Consider the following 14,462-nt stretch of genomic DNA (forward strand, 5'->3'; position numbering starts at 1 on the left):
TATTTTGTGAGGAGGTTTGTGTGAAGAAACTCGTAACCAGCCTGGCAGTCGGCACTGCGCTCGTGGCGTTCTCCCTATCGGCATTTGCCGAAACCAAGATTGGTTTTGTCAATTCCGATCGGGTGATGCGTGATGCCGGGCCTGCAGTAAAGGCACAGAAGAAGCTGGAGAAGGAATTCGAGAAGCGCGACCGTGACCTGCAGGAGGCAAGCAAGCAGCTGAGAACGCTCCAGGATACGCTCGAAAGGAACGGTGTCACCATGGCCGAGTCCGATCGCCGAGCCAAGGAGCGGGAGTTCAATGATCTGAACCGTGAATTCCAGCGCAAGCAGCGAGAGTTTCGGGAAGACCTGAATCAGCGACGCAATGAGGAACTGGCTTCCGTCCTTGAGCGCGCCAACAAGGCGATCAAGCAGATTGCCGAAAGTGAGAATTACGACATCATCTTCCAGGAAGCGGTATACGCGAATCCCAGGATCGACATTACGGACAAGGTATTGAAAGCGCTTGCCGATAACGGAAAAGCGGCCGACGGAAAATAGAATGCCCGGTAAGGAGCGCGCGTTTCGACTGTCGGAGATCGTTTCGGCTCTTGGCGGGGAGCAAATGGGGACAGGTGATCCGTTGATCGTGCGGATTGCCACGCTGGAAAATGCGGGGGACGGGGAGATCGCCTTCTTTTCGAATCCTCGTTATCGTTCGCAGCTCAACGATTGTTCTGCGTCCGCGCTAATTCTTTCGCCTGATGCGGCTGGGTTGTGGGCTCGTCCCGCGATTCTGGCCGCCGACCCCTATCTTTACTTCGCGGAAGTCGCCACTCTCTTCACTCCTCCTCGCGGTGCGTGCCCCGGAATCCACCAGTCAGCGGTTGTCGAATCCACCCTGAGCGATGAAGTTGAGGTGGCGGCCGGAGCCTGGATCGGGCCGGATGTCGCCATCGGCGACGGATCGGTAATTGGCGCAGGATGCCGGATCGGCGATGGCGTGACGCTGGGCGCCGGTGTCCGCCTGATGCCCGGAGTCACGATTTATCCGGGTTGCATCCTCGGAAATCGTGTGCTCGTACATTCCGGGGCGGTCATCGGCTCAGACGGATTCGGGTTCGCGCGAAAGAAGGACGCGAGCTGGTACAAAATTCCTCAGACCGGCAGGGTGGTGATTGGGGACGACGTCGAGGTCGGGGCCAATACGACGATCGACAGAGGTGCGCTGGACGATACCGTTATCGGCGACGGGGTCAAGCTCGACAACCAGATCCAGATCGGCCACAACGTACGCATCGGCGCGCATACGGCAATCGCCGGATGTGTAGGGATCGCAGGCAGTACACGGATTGGCGAGCGCTGTATGGTCGGCGGCCAGGCCGGTATCATCGGACACCTTGAGATCGCCAGTGATGTGGTGATTTCGGCAGGTACCTTGGTGACCAAATCGATCAGCCGAAAAGGCGTCTATACCGGCAACCTGCCGGTTCAGGCGCACGCCGAATGGGTCAAGAACTTTGCCCACCTTCGCCATCTGGATGCAATGGCGGATAGAATACGCGCCCTCGAACATCGACTGGCTGAACTGGAGAAATCGTGAGCACAATCGAGATCCACGAGATCCTTGAGTATCTTCCCCACCGTTACCCCTTCCTGTTGGTGGATCGGGTGCTCGAACTGGAAGAAGGGAAGCGCGTTCTTGCTGTCAAGAACGTGACCATGAATGAGCCATTCTTCCAGGGGCATTTCCCGAACAATCCGGTCATGCCCGGCGTTCTCATCATCGAAGCGATGGCCCAGGCGGCTGCTGTGCTTTCGTTCAAGACGATGGATACGAAGCCCGATGCCGATTCGGTTGTGTACTTCGCCGGAATCGACGCAGTACGCTTCAAGCGTCCGGTCGTTCCGGGAGACCAACTGATGATGGAAGTCCATATCGTGCGGAACATGCGCAACATATGGAAATATCAGGGCGTGGCGAAGGTCGATGGCGAGGTCGCGGCCGAAGCCGAACTGATGTGCGCCCTCAAGAGCCGCAAATGATTCATCCCACAGCCATCGTCCATCCGGATGCGCGTATCGGCGATGGTGTCGAGATCGGCCCCTACTCGATCATCGGCGCCAATGTCGAGATCGGTGATGAATGTCGTATCGGCCCTCACGTTGTGATCGAGGGCAACACGCGGATCGGCCGGGAAAACAGGATTTTTCAGTTCTGTTCGATCGGCGCCGCACCGCAGGACAAGAAGTACGACGACGAGCCGACGCGACTCGAGATCGGTGATCGCAATACCATTCGGGAGTTTTGTTCGTTCAATGTCGGCACTGCGCAAGACGCGGGTGTAACAATTGTCGGCAATGACAACTGGATCATGGCCTACGTGCATGTGGCGCACGACTGTGTGGTCGGAAATAACACGATTTTCGCCAACAATGCCACCCTCGCCGGGCATGTGCAGGTCGGCGACTGGGCAATCCTGGGTGGCTTCACTGGCGTTCATCAGTTCGGCCGCGTTGGTGCCCATTCCTTTTGTGGCGTCGGGACAGTCCTCACCCAGGATCTTCCGCCCTACGTCACGGTCTCCGGAAATCCTGCGGCGCCACATGGCATCAATAGCGAAGGGCTCAAGCGACGCGGATTCTCGGCTGATGACATCGCGGCAATCAAGCGGGCGTACCGTACGCTATACCGTTCCGGGCTTGCGCTCGGAGAGGCAAGGCTCAGGATTGCCGAGAGTGCCGCAGAGTCGGAAGCAGTAAGACTCTTTTCCGATTTTATTGCCGATTCCGGTCGCGGCATCGTCCGTTGAGCCGATGGTCATCCGTATTGCAATGGTCGCTGGCGAAGCGTCTGGCGACCTTCTGGCCAGTCACCTGATTCGCGCCTTGCGGCGCCATCTTCCCGAGGTCGAGTTCTACGGTATCGGCGGTCCCAAGATGCAGCGCGAAGGCTTCAACGCGCATTGGCCCTCTGAGCGACTGGCGGTTCATGGCTATGTTGATGCACTGAAGCGCTATCGTGAGTTGTCCTCGATCCGCCGGGGGCTGCTCGCTGAAATGCTGAAGCATCCACCCGACGCGTTTATTGGCGTCGATGCTCCGGACTTCAACCTCTGGCTCGAGGCGCGGATGAAGAAAGCAGGAGTGCCTGCCATCCATTTCGTCAGCCCTTCGATCTGGGCGTGGAGAGCTGGCCGGCTGGAAAATATTGTTCGCTCGGTCACCCACATGCTGTGCCTGTTTCCGTTCGAGCCGGCGCTTTACGAGGGGCGTGGGATCGACGTTACCTACGTGGGTCATCCATTTGCCGATGAATTGCCGCTTCATCCCGACCGCGAGACGATCCGCGAGCAGCTTGCGCTACCGGTCGAGCAGCCGATCATTGCGCTGTTGCCTGGCAGCCGGCAGTCCGAGGTTCGCAATCTCGGGCCCGTGTTCATCGAGACCGCGAAGCTGATCATCGAGCGGCGACCCGAGGTGCGTTTCATCGTACCGCTTGCCACACGGGAAACGCGACAGCTATTCGAGCAGGCCTTGCATGACGCCGGTGCGAGCGAGTTGCCGATCAGGATGTTGTTCGGCCATGCCGTGGAGGCAATGACCGCAGCCGACGCAGTGCTTGTTGCAAGTGGCACGGCAAGTCTCGAGGCGGCGCTGCTGAAGCGCCCGATGGTGATCTCCTACCGCATGGGAAAGTGGCAATACAGACTCATGAAACGGATGGCCTACCTGCCTTGGGTGGGGTTGCCCAATATCTTGTGTCGCGAATCGGTCGTTCCGGAACTGCTTCAGGATGATGCGACGCCGGAGAAATTGGCCGAGGCACTGGAGTCCTGGCTCGACGACACGGACCGGCGCAGGGCGCTTGAAGAGCGCTTCATGGCCTTGCATCTCGAACTCCGGCAGGGAACAGCCGAGAAGGCCGCTGCGGCGATTCTGCCCTATGTCACAGGTATCCGCGCATGATCTGCGGGGTTGACGAGGCCGGTCGGGGACCCTTGTGCGGGGCGGTCGTTGCCGCGGCCGTGATCCTCGACCCGGCACGACCGATTCCCGGTCTTGCGGATTCGAAGAAACTCTCGGAAAAGCAGCGCGAGCGTCTTGCGCCCTTGATCCGAGAGCATGCGCTCGCGTGGTCGATCGGCGAGGCCAGCGTTGCAGAGATCGACAGCCTCAATATCCTGTACGCCACGATGCTGGCGATGAAACGGGCGGTGGAGCGCCTCTCGATGACGCCCAGCGAGGTTTTGGTCGATGGCAACCGCTGCCCCGAGCTTTCGCTGCCAGTAAGGGCGATCGTCAAGGGCGATTCCCTCGAGCCGGCGATATCGGCCGCGTCGATCCTCGCCAAAACCGTTCGCGACGAGCAGATGCGGGCACTCGATCGGCGCTATCCCCAGTACGGTTTCGCGATTCACAAGGGCTACCCGACAGCCGCACATCTTGCGGCCCTAAAGCGATTCGGAGCTTCCGATGCGCATCGGCGCAGCTTCGGGCCGGTGCGCACGATCCTGTCAAACCCGCCGCTCTGGCCGGAGGATGAGTTCTGATGACGCAACTGCAACCGTTCATGCTCGTTTGCCATCTGCTCGGGGTGATCGTGTGGGTCGGCGGCATGGTCTTCGCATGGCTCTGCCTGCGCCCGGCCGCAGCGGTGCTGGCGCCTGCCGATCGTCTCACCTTGTGGGGCGCCGTGTTTCAGCGCTTCTTTGCCATGGTCTGGATCGCCATTGCCCTGACGCTGGGCTCCGGGCTGGTAATGATGCTCGTCACAGGTTTCGCGCACGCGCCGCCAGCCTGGCACATCATGATGTTGACCGGCGCAGTCATGACCGGTGTGTTCGTTTCGATCTGGATTGGTCCATGGCCAGCGTTGTGCTCGGCGCTCGCGGCGCAGGACTGGGCGGCTGGCGCCAGCGCGCTTGCGAGTATTCGTAAGCGCGTCGGTTTCAATCTCACGCTCGGCCTCATTACCGTCGCAGTCGCGACGCTCGGACCCACGCTTTCGACGTGATGAAGCATATAACCTCGCGCGACAATCCACAGCTAAAGCATCTGCATGGGCTCGCTCGATCCGGGCGGGAAAGGCGAAAATCTGGCGAAACGCTGCTCGACGGTGCACACCTTCTTGCTGCCGCCCTTGACGCTGGCGTGGTACCGACAACCCTGGTCGTCAGTGAAAGCGCGCAGCACAAGGCTGAGAATGCAAATCTGCTCGAACGCGGTGGCGGTGCGAAACTCATCTGTCTTCCCGATGCTCTGTTCGCGCATGTCAGTCCGGTTGACACGCCGTCGGGCCTGCTGGGTGTCATCAGGATGCCCCCGCCGGTCATGCCCGGTGCACTCAGCGGCTCGGTACTGTTGCTCGAGGGGGTGCAGGATGCGGGAAACCTCGGAACGATGCTGCGTACCGCGGCAGCGGCCGGTATCGGCTTTGCGCTGCTGACCGAGGGCTGTGCGCAGGCCTGGTCCCCCAAAGTGTTGCGGGCCGGAATGGGCGCGCACTTCGGCATGGAGATTTTCGAGCACGTGGACGTCGGTGAGATGGTGTCGCGCTTTGCCGGCAAGATCCTTGCGACGAGCCTGGGAGACGGCGCAGGCTTGCTCTACGAGCAAGATCTGAGTGGGCCCGTGATGTGGATGTTCGGTGCGGAAGGGGCCGGGCTATCAGCCGCCGCGCAGGCCCTCGCCACGGTACGGGTAAGGATTCCGATGCCCGGTGAGATGGAGTCGCTCAACGTGGCTGCTGCCGCGGCGATCTGCCTTTTCGAGCAGGTTCGACAACAGAATGGATGAACGCGCCACGGGTCAAAGCGGTTCAAGAAAATGGGCGCCACTGGCGCCCGATTATTCTGGCTGTCCGGAGTTCCGGACGGCTATCGTGACGCTTGACGGCGGGGTGAGGCGAGGGCTTGCAGGGAGCCGCAGATGGCGCGGACACCGTCGATCAGGTAGCTTCCCGAGAGGTGATTGCGCAGGTGCCGGCCCTCAGCCAGGAAGTATTCCATGTCTTGCAGGTTGGGCGAATCGGCAGCACCATCGTATTTCGTTTCGTGATCGGCGGCATCGTTCGCGCCGATCGAAGGTTTGAGATGGGTGGCCAGATTCCAGAGAGCGGCACTGCGCAAGCGGCGGCCTTGCTCGAGATAGGCGGCCATGTCTGCAGTAGCGCTTCGCGATCCGGCGAGTCGGCCATTCGTGCATTCTTGCATGTGATTTCCTTGTCTCGTGATCGTCCGGGTGGCTTCGGACTTCTTTATTTTCCTTTTGCGAGCAATACTTTAAAGTTGCTGCTGCAACGCAGCAAGACAACTGTTTTTAGACCTGTATAAGTTGAATGAATCAATCCGATGGCGCGCTCGCTTCCTCCCCTGCTTTCGCTGCGTGTCTTTGAATCCTGTGCACGGCTGCGCAGTTTCAAAAGGGCTGCGGAAGAATTGCACGTCACGCCGGCGGCGGTCAGTCATCAGATAAAGGCACTGGAAGAGCACTTGGGGGTGGCGTTGTTCAGACGGCTTACCCGGCAGATAGAGTTGACCCCTTCGGCAGAGTTGATGCTGCCAAAGATACGCGAGGGTCTCGACTGCTTCGTCGCGGCCGTCGATGCGGTTCGTCCTGATTCCGATAGCGGTACTTTGACGATCTGTCTGCCTCCCTCGCTCGCGTCACGCTGGCTGATTCATCGACTTCAGGATTTTTCCGAGCGCCATCCCGAAATTCAGCTTCGGGTTGGCACCAACCTCTCGACGATAGACAGCCACGACGGCAGTGCGGGAGAGGATCTCTCGGCTTTGCGCGAAGGGCGGGTGGACCTCGAAGTCCGGTTCGGTTCAGGTGAATATGAAGGGATGGATTCTTCGTTGATGTTCGAGGTCAGCTACCTCGCCGTGTGTGCCCCCGGTTTGCTCAAGGGCAAACGACCGCTCCGGCATCCCCGCGATTTGAGTTATCACACGTTGATTCACGACGATACCGTTCGCGATCGTTCCGAGCGACCGAACTGGGCGGACTGGCTGGCCGCCGCTTGCGAGACTGGTGTGGATGCCAGTCGCGGCCCACATTTCAGCAATTCCAGCCTCGCGCTGGAGGCGGCAATGGACGGCATGGGCGTTGCCCTCGCACTACGCCCGCTTCTGACCCATGACATCGCGGCGGGCAGGCTCGTCGTTCCATTCGACGTGGCTGTTCCGTCTGGGTACGCCTATCACGTTGTCACCACGACAACTGCGTCGGAACGGACGATCGTGCGACGCTTCAAGGAATGGCTGCTCGAAGAGTCACGTCGCCTCCTGAAACGCGCCGACGAGCTTGGCCAGAGCGGGACTGCCTGACGGGCGCGCATTGCAGATAGGCTGATGCAGAGGTTGCCATCCGGGTGTTGTTGCGCTGTTGTCGAAACATCGGTTTGGCTGGACGAGATCGCGATGCCGTGAATGCGATATTGCCCGCACACGGCGATGAAGCCTGACGGGCGATGCTTCTGGGCAAGCGCTGGGCGAGCCGTGAAGACCGTGCCTTCAGCGAATGCGAACACCCGTCGATCTGGCTACACGGCGTCGCGGTCGGTGTCCGCGTGCGTCGGGCGGTTGCCACAGGGTTCTGCCGCCAGGCTGTCTCGAATCGATGCGACCGCTAGCGGCGATTGTGCTGTCTGGCGTCAGAGTCGATCCAACAGGTCACACGTGGGATTCAGCGTGCCCGGCGAGTGACCATCCGCGACATGCGGCAGGGTGGCCAGAAGCGGCGCGCCCAGATGGTGTTGCAGGGCCGAGATGTTTTCGTCGAAGCGGAGCATTCCGGGATCGATACGATTCGCAATCCAACCGGCCAAGGTCAGGCCGCGAGCGCGAATGGCTGCTGCCGTAAGAAGTGCATGATTGATGCACCCGAGTTTCATGCCGACCACCAGGATGATCGGCAGCCCCAGGTCGGCCGCGAGATCGGCGGTGTCGTAGGAGGCGCCCAGCGGAACCCGGAAGCCGCCGACGCCTTCGACGACGACCATATCCGCCAATTCCCGGAGTTGGGCAAAGGCGCGCAGTATCGGCGCCGCGGACAACTCGATGCCTTCTTCCGCGGCGGCAATGTGTGGCGCAATTGGCGCCTTCAGGCCGAACGGATTGACCAGGGCCGGACTGGCAGGAACCGTACTTGCACCCATCAGACGCAGGACGTCTTCGTTGACAAGGTCGCCGTTGTGTTCGATCAGGCCGGCTGCGACGGGCTTCATTCCGACCACTTCAAGGCCACGGGAAGCAAAGTGCGTCAGCAGCGCGCAGCTAAGGAATGTCTTTCCGACCTCGGTATCGGTTCCGGTGACGAAGCAGGCGTATTTTTTCATTGCTGTCATGGTTTTTCGAGGGCCAGAAGAATGACGTCGTAGGTTGCCGGCAAGAGCCCGTCGGCCTGTCGGTAGCCTTCGTAGCTGGCTTCCAGCACCCGCCATTGTTGTCGGAGAAGCGGTTTGCGCGGGCTGTCACCGAGGCTGTGGGCGCCGATCGCACGGATATCGTTCAAGAGCCCGCGCAGGCTCCTGTTCCATGCATGACAGCGCTTTTCGCGTAGTTCCCGCACCCGTAGACCGGCTGTCGAGGCAGCTGCCGTCCAGGCTCCTGGTGCGTGAAAGTCGATGACGTGGCGTGCCTTGTCGACGCACCCGAAGGCGCGGCGCAATTCTTCGAAGGTGCCAGGACCGAGGCTGGCGACCCAGGTACGTCCGCCGGGCTTGAGCACTCTGGCAATCTCGGTGAACGCGCGTTCGGGTGTGCTCCATTGCAAGGCGAGGCTGGACCACACCGCGTCGATGGATGCATCGGGAAGCGGCATTGCTTCCAGGTCGGCGCAAAGCGCCACGACGCCCGGGCCGGCAGGAAGCCGGCGCAGCATTGCCGGCGCGAAGTCAAGTGCGATCCGCGTAGCTGCCGGTGCGTGCTCGCCCAGACAGGTCAGCCCGAAACCAGTGCCGCAGCCGGCGTCGAGCAACAGGCCACCTGTTTCGCGAAGGCCATGAGATGTCGCCAGGTGGGCCAGATGACCGCAGATCTCGCGCTGGACCGAGGCTGCATTGTCGTAGCTCTCGGCGGCGCCATCGAAAGCCTTACGGATGGCGCGCTTGGCCTCAACGCGGTCAGTCATCGAGAAAACTCTCGATCAGGCTTGCACACTCCTGCGGACGGGAGAGCAGGGGGGCGTGACCGCAGCCCTTGAAGACGCTGAGCCGTGCGCCGGCCACATTGTCTGCAAGCCACTCGGCAGCGCCGACTGGCATGAGTGCGTCACTGTCGCCATGGAGAAGCCTCAGCGGGACATCGAGTGCGATGAGGTCGGCCCGCAAGTCGGAATCTGCCAGTACCCGAAGCCCGTCGGCGAGTGCATTGTTGCTGTCGCGGGTGTGCGTCATGCGTGTCGCCTCCAGCTCGCGGCCGACGGTGCGGCGGTGCGCATCGCCCATTACCTGGAGTGCGGCAAACCGGCGCAGCGTTGCCGCGGGATCGTTTTCGAAACCACGGCGGAACTGGTCGACGGTGCTCTGCTCGAGGCCATGCGACCAATCCGCTCCGGCAACGAAGCGCGGGGTCGGAGCAATCAGTATCAGGGCTGCCACGAGCGGGGGGTGATGCACGGCAAGCTGCAGGGCAAGCATCGCTCCGAGCGACCAGCCACAGAGCACGGCGGGGCCATCGAGCCGGCTTGCGAGTGTATCGGCCCAGCAGGTGAGGGTCGCGTTGCTGGCGGCCGGCGTATCACCGAGGCCGGGCAAATCAAGCAAACGCGCGGAACGGCCGGTGCGCAGATGGCCGATCAACGGCGCCCACACGGATGCCTTTGAACCCCAGCCGGGAATGAAGGTGAGGGGAGCGGTCATCAAGGCGCCAGTCGGTTCAGTGTGTCGGTCAGACGCAGGACGTCTTCATGCGTATGGGCCGCCGTCAACGAGATGCGCAGGCGTGCGCTTCCCACCGGGACCGTAGGGGGGCGGATCGCGGGAACCCAGATGCTTTCCTGTTGAAGTCTGGCAGCGACGTCCAGGGTGCGCTGATTGTCGCCAATCACGATCGGCTGGATCGGGGTCCGGGATGACAGGAGGTGCCAGCGTTGCAGATCGAGGTGCCCGGTCAAGGTGGCAATCAGGGCCTGCAGATGATTCCGTCGCGACGTACCGTCTTCGATGAGCCTCAGGCTGCACAGCAGTGCATGGCTCAGCGCAGGCGGAGGTGCCGTGGTAAAGACATAGCTGCGCGCCTTCTGCATCAGCCACTCGATTACATCGGCGTTTCCCGCCACGAAGGCACCGGCTGCGCCGGCGGCCTTGCCCAGCGTGCCCATGTAGATCAGACGCCATGACGAGAGTCCGAAATGTGCCACGCTGCCGCGCCCGCCCGGGCCGAGGACGCCGAAGCCATGGGCGTCGTCCACCACCAGCCAGGCATCGTGGCGCTCGGCGAGCTCGAGCAAGGCGGGCAGCGGTGCGATGTCACCGTCCATGCTGAACACTGCGTCGCTGACGATCAGTTTACGACGCGCCGTCGAATGCGCGAGTGCGTGTTCCAGCCTGTCAAGGTCGCAATGCGGGTAGCGGGTGAGGGTGGCGCGCGCAAGCAAGGCCGCATCGACCAGCGATGCGTGATTGAGGCGGTCCGCGAAAATTTCGTCGCCGCGTCCGCTGAAAGCCGGAAGGATTCCGAGGTTCGCCAGATACCCGGTGCCGAAGGCGAGCGCACGTTCGGTGCCGCAAAACCCGGCAAGCGCCTGTTCCAGCTCGTCGACAACCGCGTAATGGCCGCTCACCAGCGCCGAAGCGCCCGACCCGCTGCCCCACAGGCGGGCCCCTTCGGCAAGTGCCTCGGCGAGCAGCGGTTCGCTGGCGAGGCCGAGGTAATCGTTGCTGCAAAAGGCGAGCATCGGACGCCCGTCGATTACCGCGCGTGGGCTGCACTGCGTCTCCAGGCTTCTGCGTCGGCGCCGCAGGGCCCGGATGTCGAGGTCGGCAAGGCCGGCGCGCAGATCGTCGATCAGCACCGCGGATCAGCCCAGTGCCACCGCTAGCGCTGCGTCGGCACCCGCCAGCATTTGCTCGGTCAACGCCTGATCCAACACGTACGGCGGCATGAAGTAGACGGTATTGCCGATCGGCCGGAGCAGCACGCCGGCTTCCAGCGCAGCGGTAAAGAAACGCTGGGCAAAATCCGGCGCCGCATCCACGACGTCAAAAGCGAGAATCATGCCTTGCTGGCGCAGGTTCGCGATCCTTGGGTGATTGGCCCAGCGTACTCGGGCACCTTCGCTGAGCCATCCGGCCCGCAGGCGGTTGGCCGTGAGGACGTCATCCTCCCCGAAAATGTCCAGGGTCGCGAGCGCGGCGCGGCAGGCCAGTGGATTGCCGGTGTAGGAGTGCGAGTGAAGGAAGCCGCGGCGGGGATCGTCATGGTAGAAGGCGGCGTAGATTTCATCACTGCTCAGCACCAGCGAGAGCGGCAGATAACCGCCCGAAATACCCTTGGAAAGGCAGATGAAGTCGGGCCAGTCCGATGGTGCCGCGATGGCGTGCTCGAATGCGAAGAAGGTGCCGGTCCTGCCGCAGCCGACCGCGATTTCGTCGGCGACCAGATGCACCGAATAAGTGGTGCACAGCTGCCGGGCGAGGCGCAGATATTCTGGGTCGTACATCACCATGCCGGACGCGCCTTGTACCAGCGGCTCGACGATCAGCGCCGCGGTCTGCGCATGATGCGCCCGCAACCAGTGCTCCAGCTCAGCGGCGGCACGTCGCGCCACGTCGGCTGACGATTCGCCTGTGCATGCGAGCCTCGCATCGGGACTCGCTACAGTGGCGGCCTGCCGCACCAGCGGCGCATAGGCATCGCGGAAGATCGCCACATCGGTCACGGCAAGCGCGCCGGCGGTTTCACCGTGGTAGCTGCCCGCCAGGCTTACGAAGCCGTTCTTTTCCGGTTTGCCGTGGTTTCGCCAGTAGTGGACGCTCATCTTCAGCGCAATCTCGGTCGCCGAGGCGCCGTCGGAAGCATAGAAAGCATGGCCGAGCCGGTTTCCGGTAAGCGCCGAGAGGCGCTCGGAGAGCTCGACCACCGGCTCGTGGGTAAAGCCTGCCAGCATGACGTGATCAAGCGTTTCGAGCTGGTCGCAGAGCGCGCGATTGATGCGCGGATTGCAGTGGCCGAAAAGGTTGGTCCACCATGAACTGATACCGTCGAGCAGGCGTCGCCCCTGCTCGTCGATCAACCAGGGGCCTTGTGCACGGACGATGGGCAGCAGCGGCAGCTTTTCATGGTGCTTCATCTGCGTGCAGGGGTGCCAGACGGCTGCAAGCGAACGGTCAAGCAGGGAAGGTTGGGGCATGGGCCTGAAACATTCGGCAAAAAACGCCGCGAATGGTGCGCGTGACGGGAAGAGGTGTCAATTGCGCGCGGATCCGGCACGCGCAGCAGGGCGGATGGATTTGCTAACATCGGCCCTTGCGTCGTCCCGCCCCGCGCGATCATGCCTCGGTAGCGGGTCTCACCTCATCGCTCACGGATTCCCATGCTGATTGTTCTTTCTCCCGCAAAGGCGCTCGATTACGACACTCCGCCGACAACCGAAACGTTCACCCAACCGGCATTTCTGGAGCAGTCGCAACAGCTGATCGAGATCCTGCGCGAATGCAGCCCGGCCGAGATCGCGCGGTTGATGAGCCTGTCGGACCAGCTTGCTGCGCTCAATGTGGCCCGTTACGAGCAGTGGCACCCCGCGTTCTCTCCAGCCAATGCCAAGCAAGCGGTGCTCGCCTTCAACGGTGATGTCTATGAGGGGCTGGCAGCGCCCGCGCTGGACCAGGCATCGCTCGAGTGGGCCCAGGCGCATCTGCGTATCCTTTCGGGGCTCTATGGCGTGCTGAGGCCGCTCGATCTGATGCAGCCCTATCGACTCGAGATGGGTACCCGGCTCGAAACCGGGCGTGGCAAGACGCTCTACGCATTCTGGGGCGAGCGGATTACCGACGAGATCAATCGCTTGCTCGACGAGCAACGGGCCGCGGGCGAGCAGGCGGTTCTGGTCAATCTCGCATCGACCGAGTACTTCAAATCGGTCCGGCGGAACAAGCTGCGGGGTCGGCTGGTGACGCCGGTGTTCGAAGACTGGAAGGGCGGGCGCTACAAGATCATCAGCTTCTTCGCCAAGCGTGCGCGTGGGCTGATGAGCCGCTACGCCATCGATCACCGCGTCGACGACGTCGAATCGCTCAAGGATTTCGATTCGGAAGACTACCGCTTCGCGGCGGAGGCATCCGATGCCGACACCTGGGTGTTCCGCCGGCGCGTGGCCTGATTTCGGGAGCAAGCATGCGTATCAGTTCGAGTTTCGATTCGGGAGCCATCGAGGTCGTTTCGGTGGTCGATGCGGAGCACATCCGCCTGCGGTTGCGGGCGGATAACGCGGCGGATTTTCGCCAGTGGTTTCATTTCCGGCTGCAGGGTGCCGCCGGAAAGCACGTCGTGATGTACATCGAGAACGCGGCTGAGGCCGCATACCCGGGCGGGTGGCCCGGGTATCGGGCGGTGGCGAGCCATGATCGTCGCGAATGGTTCCGGGTGCCGGGCACACGCTACGAGAACGGTCAGCTCGTCATCGAGCACAGCCCCGAGCGCGACAGTGTTTACTACGCCTATTTCGAGCCGTATTCGCACGAGCGGCACCTCGACCTGCTCGGCAGGGTCGAGCTGTCCCCGTTTGCGGAAGTGCGTAACCTCGGCGCCACGGTGGAAGGCAGGGACATCGATGTGGTGGTGGTTGGACGGCCCCGGCCCGAACGTCAACCGGTGTGGATCACCGCAAGGCAGCACCCCGGTGAAACGATGGCGGAGTGGTTCATCGAGGGGCTGCTGGAGCGGCTGCTGGACGGCGCCGATCCGGTAGCACGACGGATTCGCGAACTCGCCTCACTGTATATCGTGCCGAACATGAACCCCGACGGTGCGGTGCGTGGCAACCTACGGACCAACGCAGCCGGCGCCAACCTGAACCGCGAATGGATGAACCCGAGCATCGAGCGCAGCCCCGAGGTGATGCTGGTGCGCGCCGAGATGGAGCGTACCGGGGTGGCGCTGTTTCTCGATATACACGGCGATGAAGAACTGCCCTACGTGTTTTTCTCGACGGCCGAGGAGGTTCCGGGCTTCAGCGCAGCGTCGCTCGCCCGGCAAGAGAAGCTGATTTCGGCCTTCAAGCTTGCCAGCCCGGATTTTCAGACCGAGCACGGCTATAAGGTGGGACGTTTCGGCGAGGAGCTGCTGACGCTTGCATCGAAGTGGGTCGCCCACCGCTTCGGCTGCGTTTCACTGACCCTGGAGATGCCGTTCAAGGACAACGCGAACCTGCCGGACGGCCTGTCGGGCTGGAGTGCTGCGCGCAGCAGGAATCTCGGCGCCGCCTCGCTGGTGGCGATTCTCGCGCACCTGGAGGCAGTGGGCTGAGATCGCG

General features: G+C 62.2%; 17 protein-coding genes. 11 read left to right on the top strand and 6 right to left on the bottom strand.

Features of this window, described 5'->3' with window-relative positions:
- The first annotated feature begins 41 nt into the window (after nt 1-41).
- The 8 genes from GQB03_RS08750 to GQB03_RS08785 are packed head-to-tail and all read left to right on the top strand — an operon-like array spanning nt 42 to nt 5,780.
- Nucleotides 42-542 (top strand): OmpH family outer membrane protein, encoded by a 501-nt coding sequence (locus GQB03_RS08750; RefSeq protein ID WP_235027000.1) that lies wholly within the window; start codon nt 42-44, stop codon nt 540-542.
- A gap of 1 nt (nt 543) precedes the next feature.
- Nucleotides 544-1,584 carry a UDP-3-O-(3-hydroxymyristoyl)glucosamine N-acyltransferase gene (gene lpxD, locus GQB03_RS08755; protein WP_159687758.1) on the top strand — a complete coding sequence of 347 codons (1,041 nt, stop codon included), beginning with the start codon at nt 544-546 and terminating at the stop codon, nt 1,582-1,584.
- Nucleotides 1,585-1,589: 5 nt separating this feature from the next.
- Nucleotides 1,590-2,027 (top strand): 3-hydroxyacyl-ACP dehydratase FabZ, encoded by a 438-nt coding sequence (gene fabZ / locus GQB03_RS08760; protein ID WP_159687757.1) that lies wholly within the window; start codon nt 1,590-1,592, stop codon nt 2,025-2,027.
- Nucleotides 2,024-2,794, top strand: a complete 771-nt coding sequence (lpxA, locus tag GQB03_RS08765; protein ID WP_159687545.1) for an acyl-ACP--UDP-N-acetylglucosamine O-acyltransferase — start codon at nt 2,024-2,026, stop codon at nt 2,792-2,794. The genes fabZ and lpxA overlap by 4 nt, the downstream gene beginning before the upstream one ends.
- 4 nt (nt 2,795-2,798) lie before the next feature.
- Nucleotides 2,799-3,950, top strand: a complete 1,152-nt coding sequence (gene lpxB / locus GQB03_RS08770) for a lipid-A-disaccharide synthase (RefSeq protein WP_159687547.1) — start codon at nt 2,799-2,801, stop codon at nt 3,948-3,950.
- Nucleotides 3,947-4,534 carry a ribonuclease HII gene (gene rnhB, locus GQB03_RS08775; protein ID WP_159687549.1) on the top strand — a complete coding sequence of 196 codons (588 nt, stop codon included), beginning with the start codon at nt 3,947-3,949 and terminating at the stop codon, nt 4,532-4,534. Before lpxB ends, rnhB begins: the two co-directional genes overlap by 4 nt.
- Nucleotides 4,534-4,998: a CopD family protein gene (locus tag GQB03_RS08780; RefSeq protein WP_159687551.1), complete on the top strand. Its 465-nt coding sequence runs from the start codon at nt 4,534-4,536 to the stop codon at nt 4,996-4,998. Before rnhB ends, GQB03_RS08780 begins: the two co-directional genes overlap by 1 nt.
- Nucleotides 4,998-5,780, top strand: a complete 783-nt coding sequence (locus tag GQB03_RS08785; RefSeq protein ID WP_159687553.1) for a TrmH family RNA methyltransferase — start codon at nt 4,998-5,000, stop codon at nt 5,778-5,780. Before GQB03_RS08780 ends, GQB03_RS08785 begins: the two co-directional genes overlap by 1 nt.
- 80 nt (nt 5,781-5,860) lie before the next feature.
- Here GQB03_RS08785 and GQB03_RS08790 read toward each other — a convergent pair whose 3' ends face one another.
- On the bottom strand, nt 5,861-6,142 hold the full coding sequence (locus tag GQB03_RS08790) for a hypothetical protein (RefSeq protein ID WP_159687555.1): 282 nt from the start codon (nt 6,140-6,142) through the stop codon (nt 5,861-5,863).
- A 192-nt stretch (nt 6,143-6,334) separates the two neighbouring features.
- Between GQB03_RS08790 and gcvA the strand changes: the two genes are divergently transcribed.
- Nucleotides 6,335-7,315 carry a transcriptional regulator GcvA gene (gene gcvA, locus GQB03_RS08795; RefSeq protein WP_159687557.1) on the top strand — a complete coding sequence of 327 codons (981 nt, stop codon included), beginning with the start codon at nt 6,335-6,337 and terminating at the stop codon, nt 7,313-7,315.
- Nucleotides 7,316-7,641: 326 nt separating this feature from the next.
- On the opposite strand, the gene bioD is transcribed toward gcvA, so the two are convergent.
- From bioD to bioA, 5 genes are read right to left on the bottom strand one after another with little or no spacing between them, the layout of a single operon-like run.
- On the bottom strand, nt 7,642-8,325 hold the full coding sequence (gene bioD, locus GQB03_RS08800) for a dethiobiotin synthase (protein ID WP_327516805.1): 684 nt from the start codon (nt 8,323-8,325) through the stop codon (nt 7,642-7,644).
- 5 nt (nt 8,326-8,330) lie between these two features.
- The gene (locus GQB03_RS08805) at nt 8,331-9,119 is read right to left on the bottom strand and encodes a methyltransferase domain-containing protein (protein ID WP_159687561.1); all 789 of its coding nucleotides are present in this window, start codon (nt 9,117-9,119) and stop codon (nt 8,331-8,333) included.
- Nucleotides 9,112-9,849, bottom strand: coding sequence for an alpha/beta fold hydrolase (locus GQB03_RS08810; protein WP_159687563.1), 738 nt, complete (start codon nt 9,847-9,849; stop codon nt 9,112-9,114). The genes GQB03_RS08805 and GQB03_RS08810 overlap by 8 nt, the downstream gene beginning before the upstream one ends.
- Nucleotides 9,849-11,003, bottom strand: coding sequence for an 8-amino-7-oxononanoate synthase (gene bioF / locus GQB03_RS08815; protein WP_159687565.1), 1,155 nt, complete (start codon nt 11,001-11,003; stop codon nt 9,849-9,851). The genes GQB03_RS08810 and bioF overlap by 1 nt, the downstream gene beginning before the upstream one ends.
- Nucleotides 11,004-11,009: 6 nt before the next feature.
- Entirely contained in the window at nt 11,010-12,341 is a 1,332-nt protein-coding gene (gene bioA, locus GQB03_RS08820) for an adenosylmethionine--8-amino-7-oxononanoate transaminase (RefSeq protein ID WP_159687567.1), read from the bottom strand.
- A 183-nt stretch (nt 12,342-12,524) separates the two neighbouring features.
- On the opposite strand from bioA, the gene yaaA reads away from it, so the two are divergent.
- Nucleotides 12,525-13,310: a peroxide stress protein YaaA gene (gene yaaA / locus GQB03_RS08825; protein WP_159687569.1), complete on the top strand. Its 786-nt coding sequence runs from the start codon at nt 12,525-12,527 to the stop codon at nt 13,308-13,310.
- Between the two features lie 14 nt (nt 13,311-13,324).
- On the top strand, nt 13,325-14,455 hold the full coding sequence (locus GQB03_RS08830) for a M14 family metallopeptidase (protein ID WP_159687572.1): 1,131 nt from the start codon (nt 13,325-13,327) through the stop codon (nt 14,453-14,455).
- Nucleotides 14,456-14,462 lie beyond the last annotated feature (7 nt).

This window comes from Cognatazoarcus halotolerans (assembly GCF_009800965.1).
GTDB lineage: Bacteria > Pseudomonadota > Gammaproteobacteria > Burkholderiales > Rhodocyclaceae > Cognatazoarcus > Cognatazoarcus halotolerans.

Excerpts from the sequence above, each read along its gene's own strand:
- bioD (WP_327516805.1), bottom strand. The coding sequence starts at position 8,325 with ATGAAAAAATACGCCTGCTTCGTCACCGGAACCGATACCGAGGTCGGA.
- GQB03_RS08785 (WP_159687553.1), top strand. The coding sequence starts at position 4,998 with ATGAAGCATATAACCTCGCGCGACAATCCACAGCTAAAGCATCTGCAT.
- GQB03_RS08830 (WP_159687572.1), top strand. The coding sequence starts at position 13,325 with ATGCGTATCAGTTCGAGTTTCGATTCGGGAGCCATCGAGGTCGTTTCG.
- GQB03_RS08810 (WP_159687563.1), bottom strand. The coding sequence starts at position 9,849 with ATGACCGCTCCCCTCACCTTCATTCCCGGCTGGGGTTCAAAGGCATCC.
- lpxD (WP_159687758.1), top strand. The coding sequence starts at position 544 with ATGCCCGGTAAGGAGCGCGCGTTTCGACTGTCGGAGATCGTTTCGGCT.
- lpxA (WP_159687545.1), top strand. The coding sequence starts at position 2,024 with ATGATTCATCCCACAGCCATCGTCCATCCGGATGCGCGTATCGGCGAT.
- yaaA (WP_159687569.1), top strand. The coding sequence starts at position 12,525 with ATGCTGATTGTTCTTTCTCCCGCAAAGGCGCTCGATTACGACACTCCG.
- lpxB (WP_159687547.1), top strand. The coding sequence starts at position 2,799 with ATGGTCATCCGTATTGCAATGGTCGCTGGCGAAGCGTCTGGCGACCTT.
- rnhB (WP_159687549.1), top strand. The coding sequence starts at position 3,947 with ATGATCTGCGGGGTTGACGAGGCCGGTCGGGGACCCTTGTGCGGGGCG.
- GQB03_RS08780 (WP_159687551.1), top strand. The coding sequence starts at position 4,534 with ATGACGCAACTGCAACCGTTCATGCTCGTTTGCCATCTGCTCGGGGTG.
- bioA (WP_159687567.1), bottom strand. The coding sequence starts at position 12,341 with ATGCCCCAACCTTCCCTGCTTGACCGTTCGCTTGCAGCCGTCTGGCAC.
- GQB03_RS08805 (WP_159687561.1), bottom strand. The coding sequence starts at position 9,119 with ATGACTGACCGCGTTGAGGCCAAGCGCGCCATCCGTAAGGCTTTCGAT.
- GQB03_RS08790 (WP_159687555.1), bottom strand. The coding sequence starts at position 6,142 with ATGGCCGCCTATCTCGAGCAAGGCCGCCGCTTGCGCAGTGCCGCTCTC.
- gcvA (WP_159687557.1), top strand. The coding sequence starts at position 6,335 with ATGGCGCGCTCGCTTCCTCCCCTGCTTTCGCTGCGTGTCTTTGAATCC.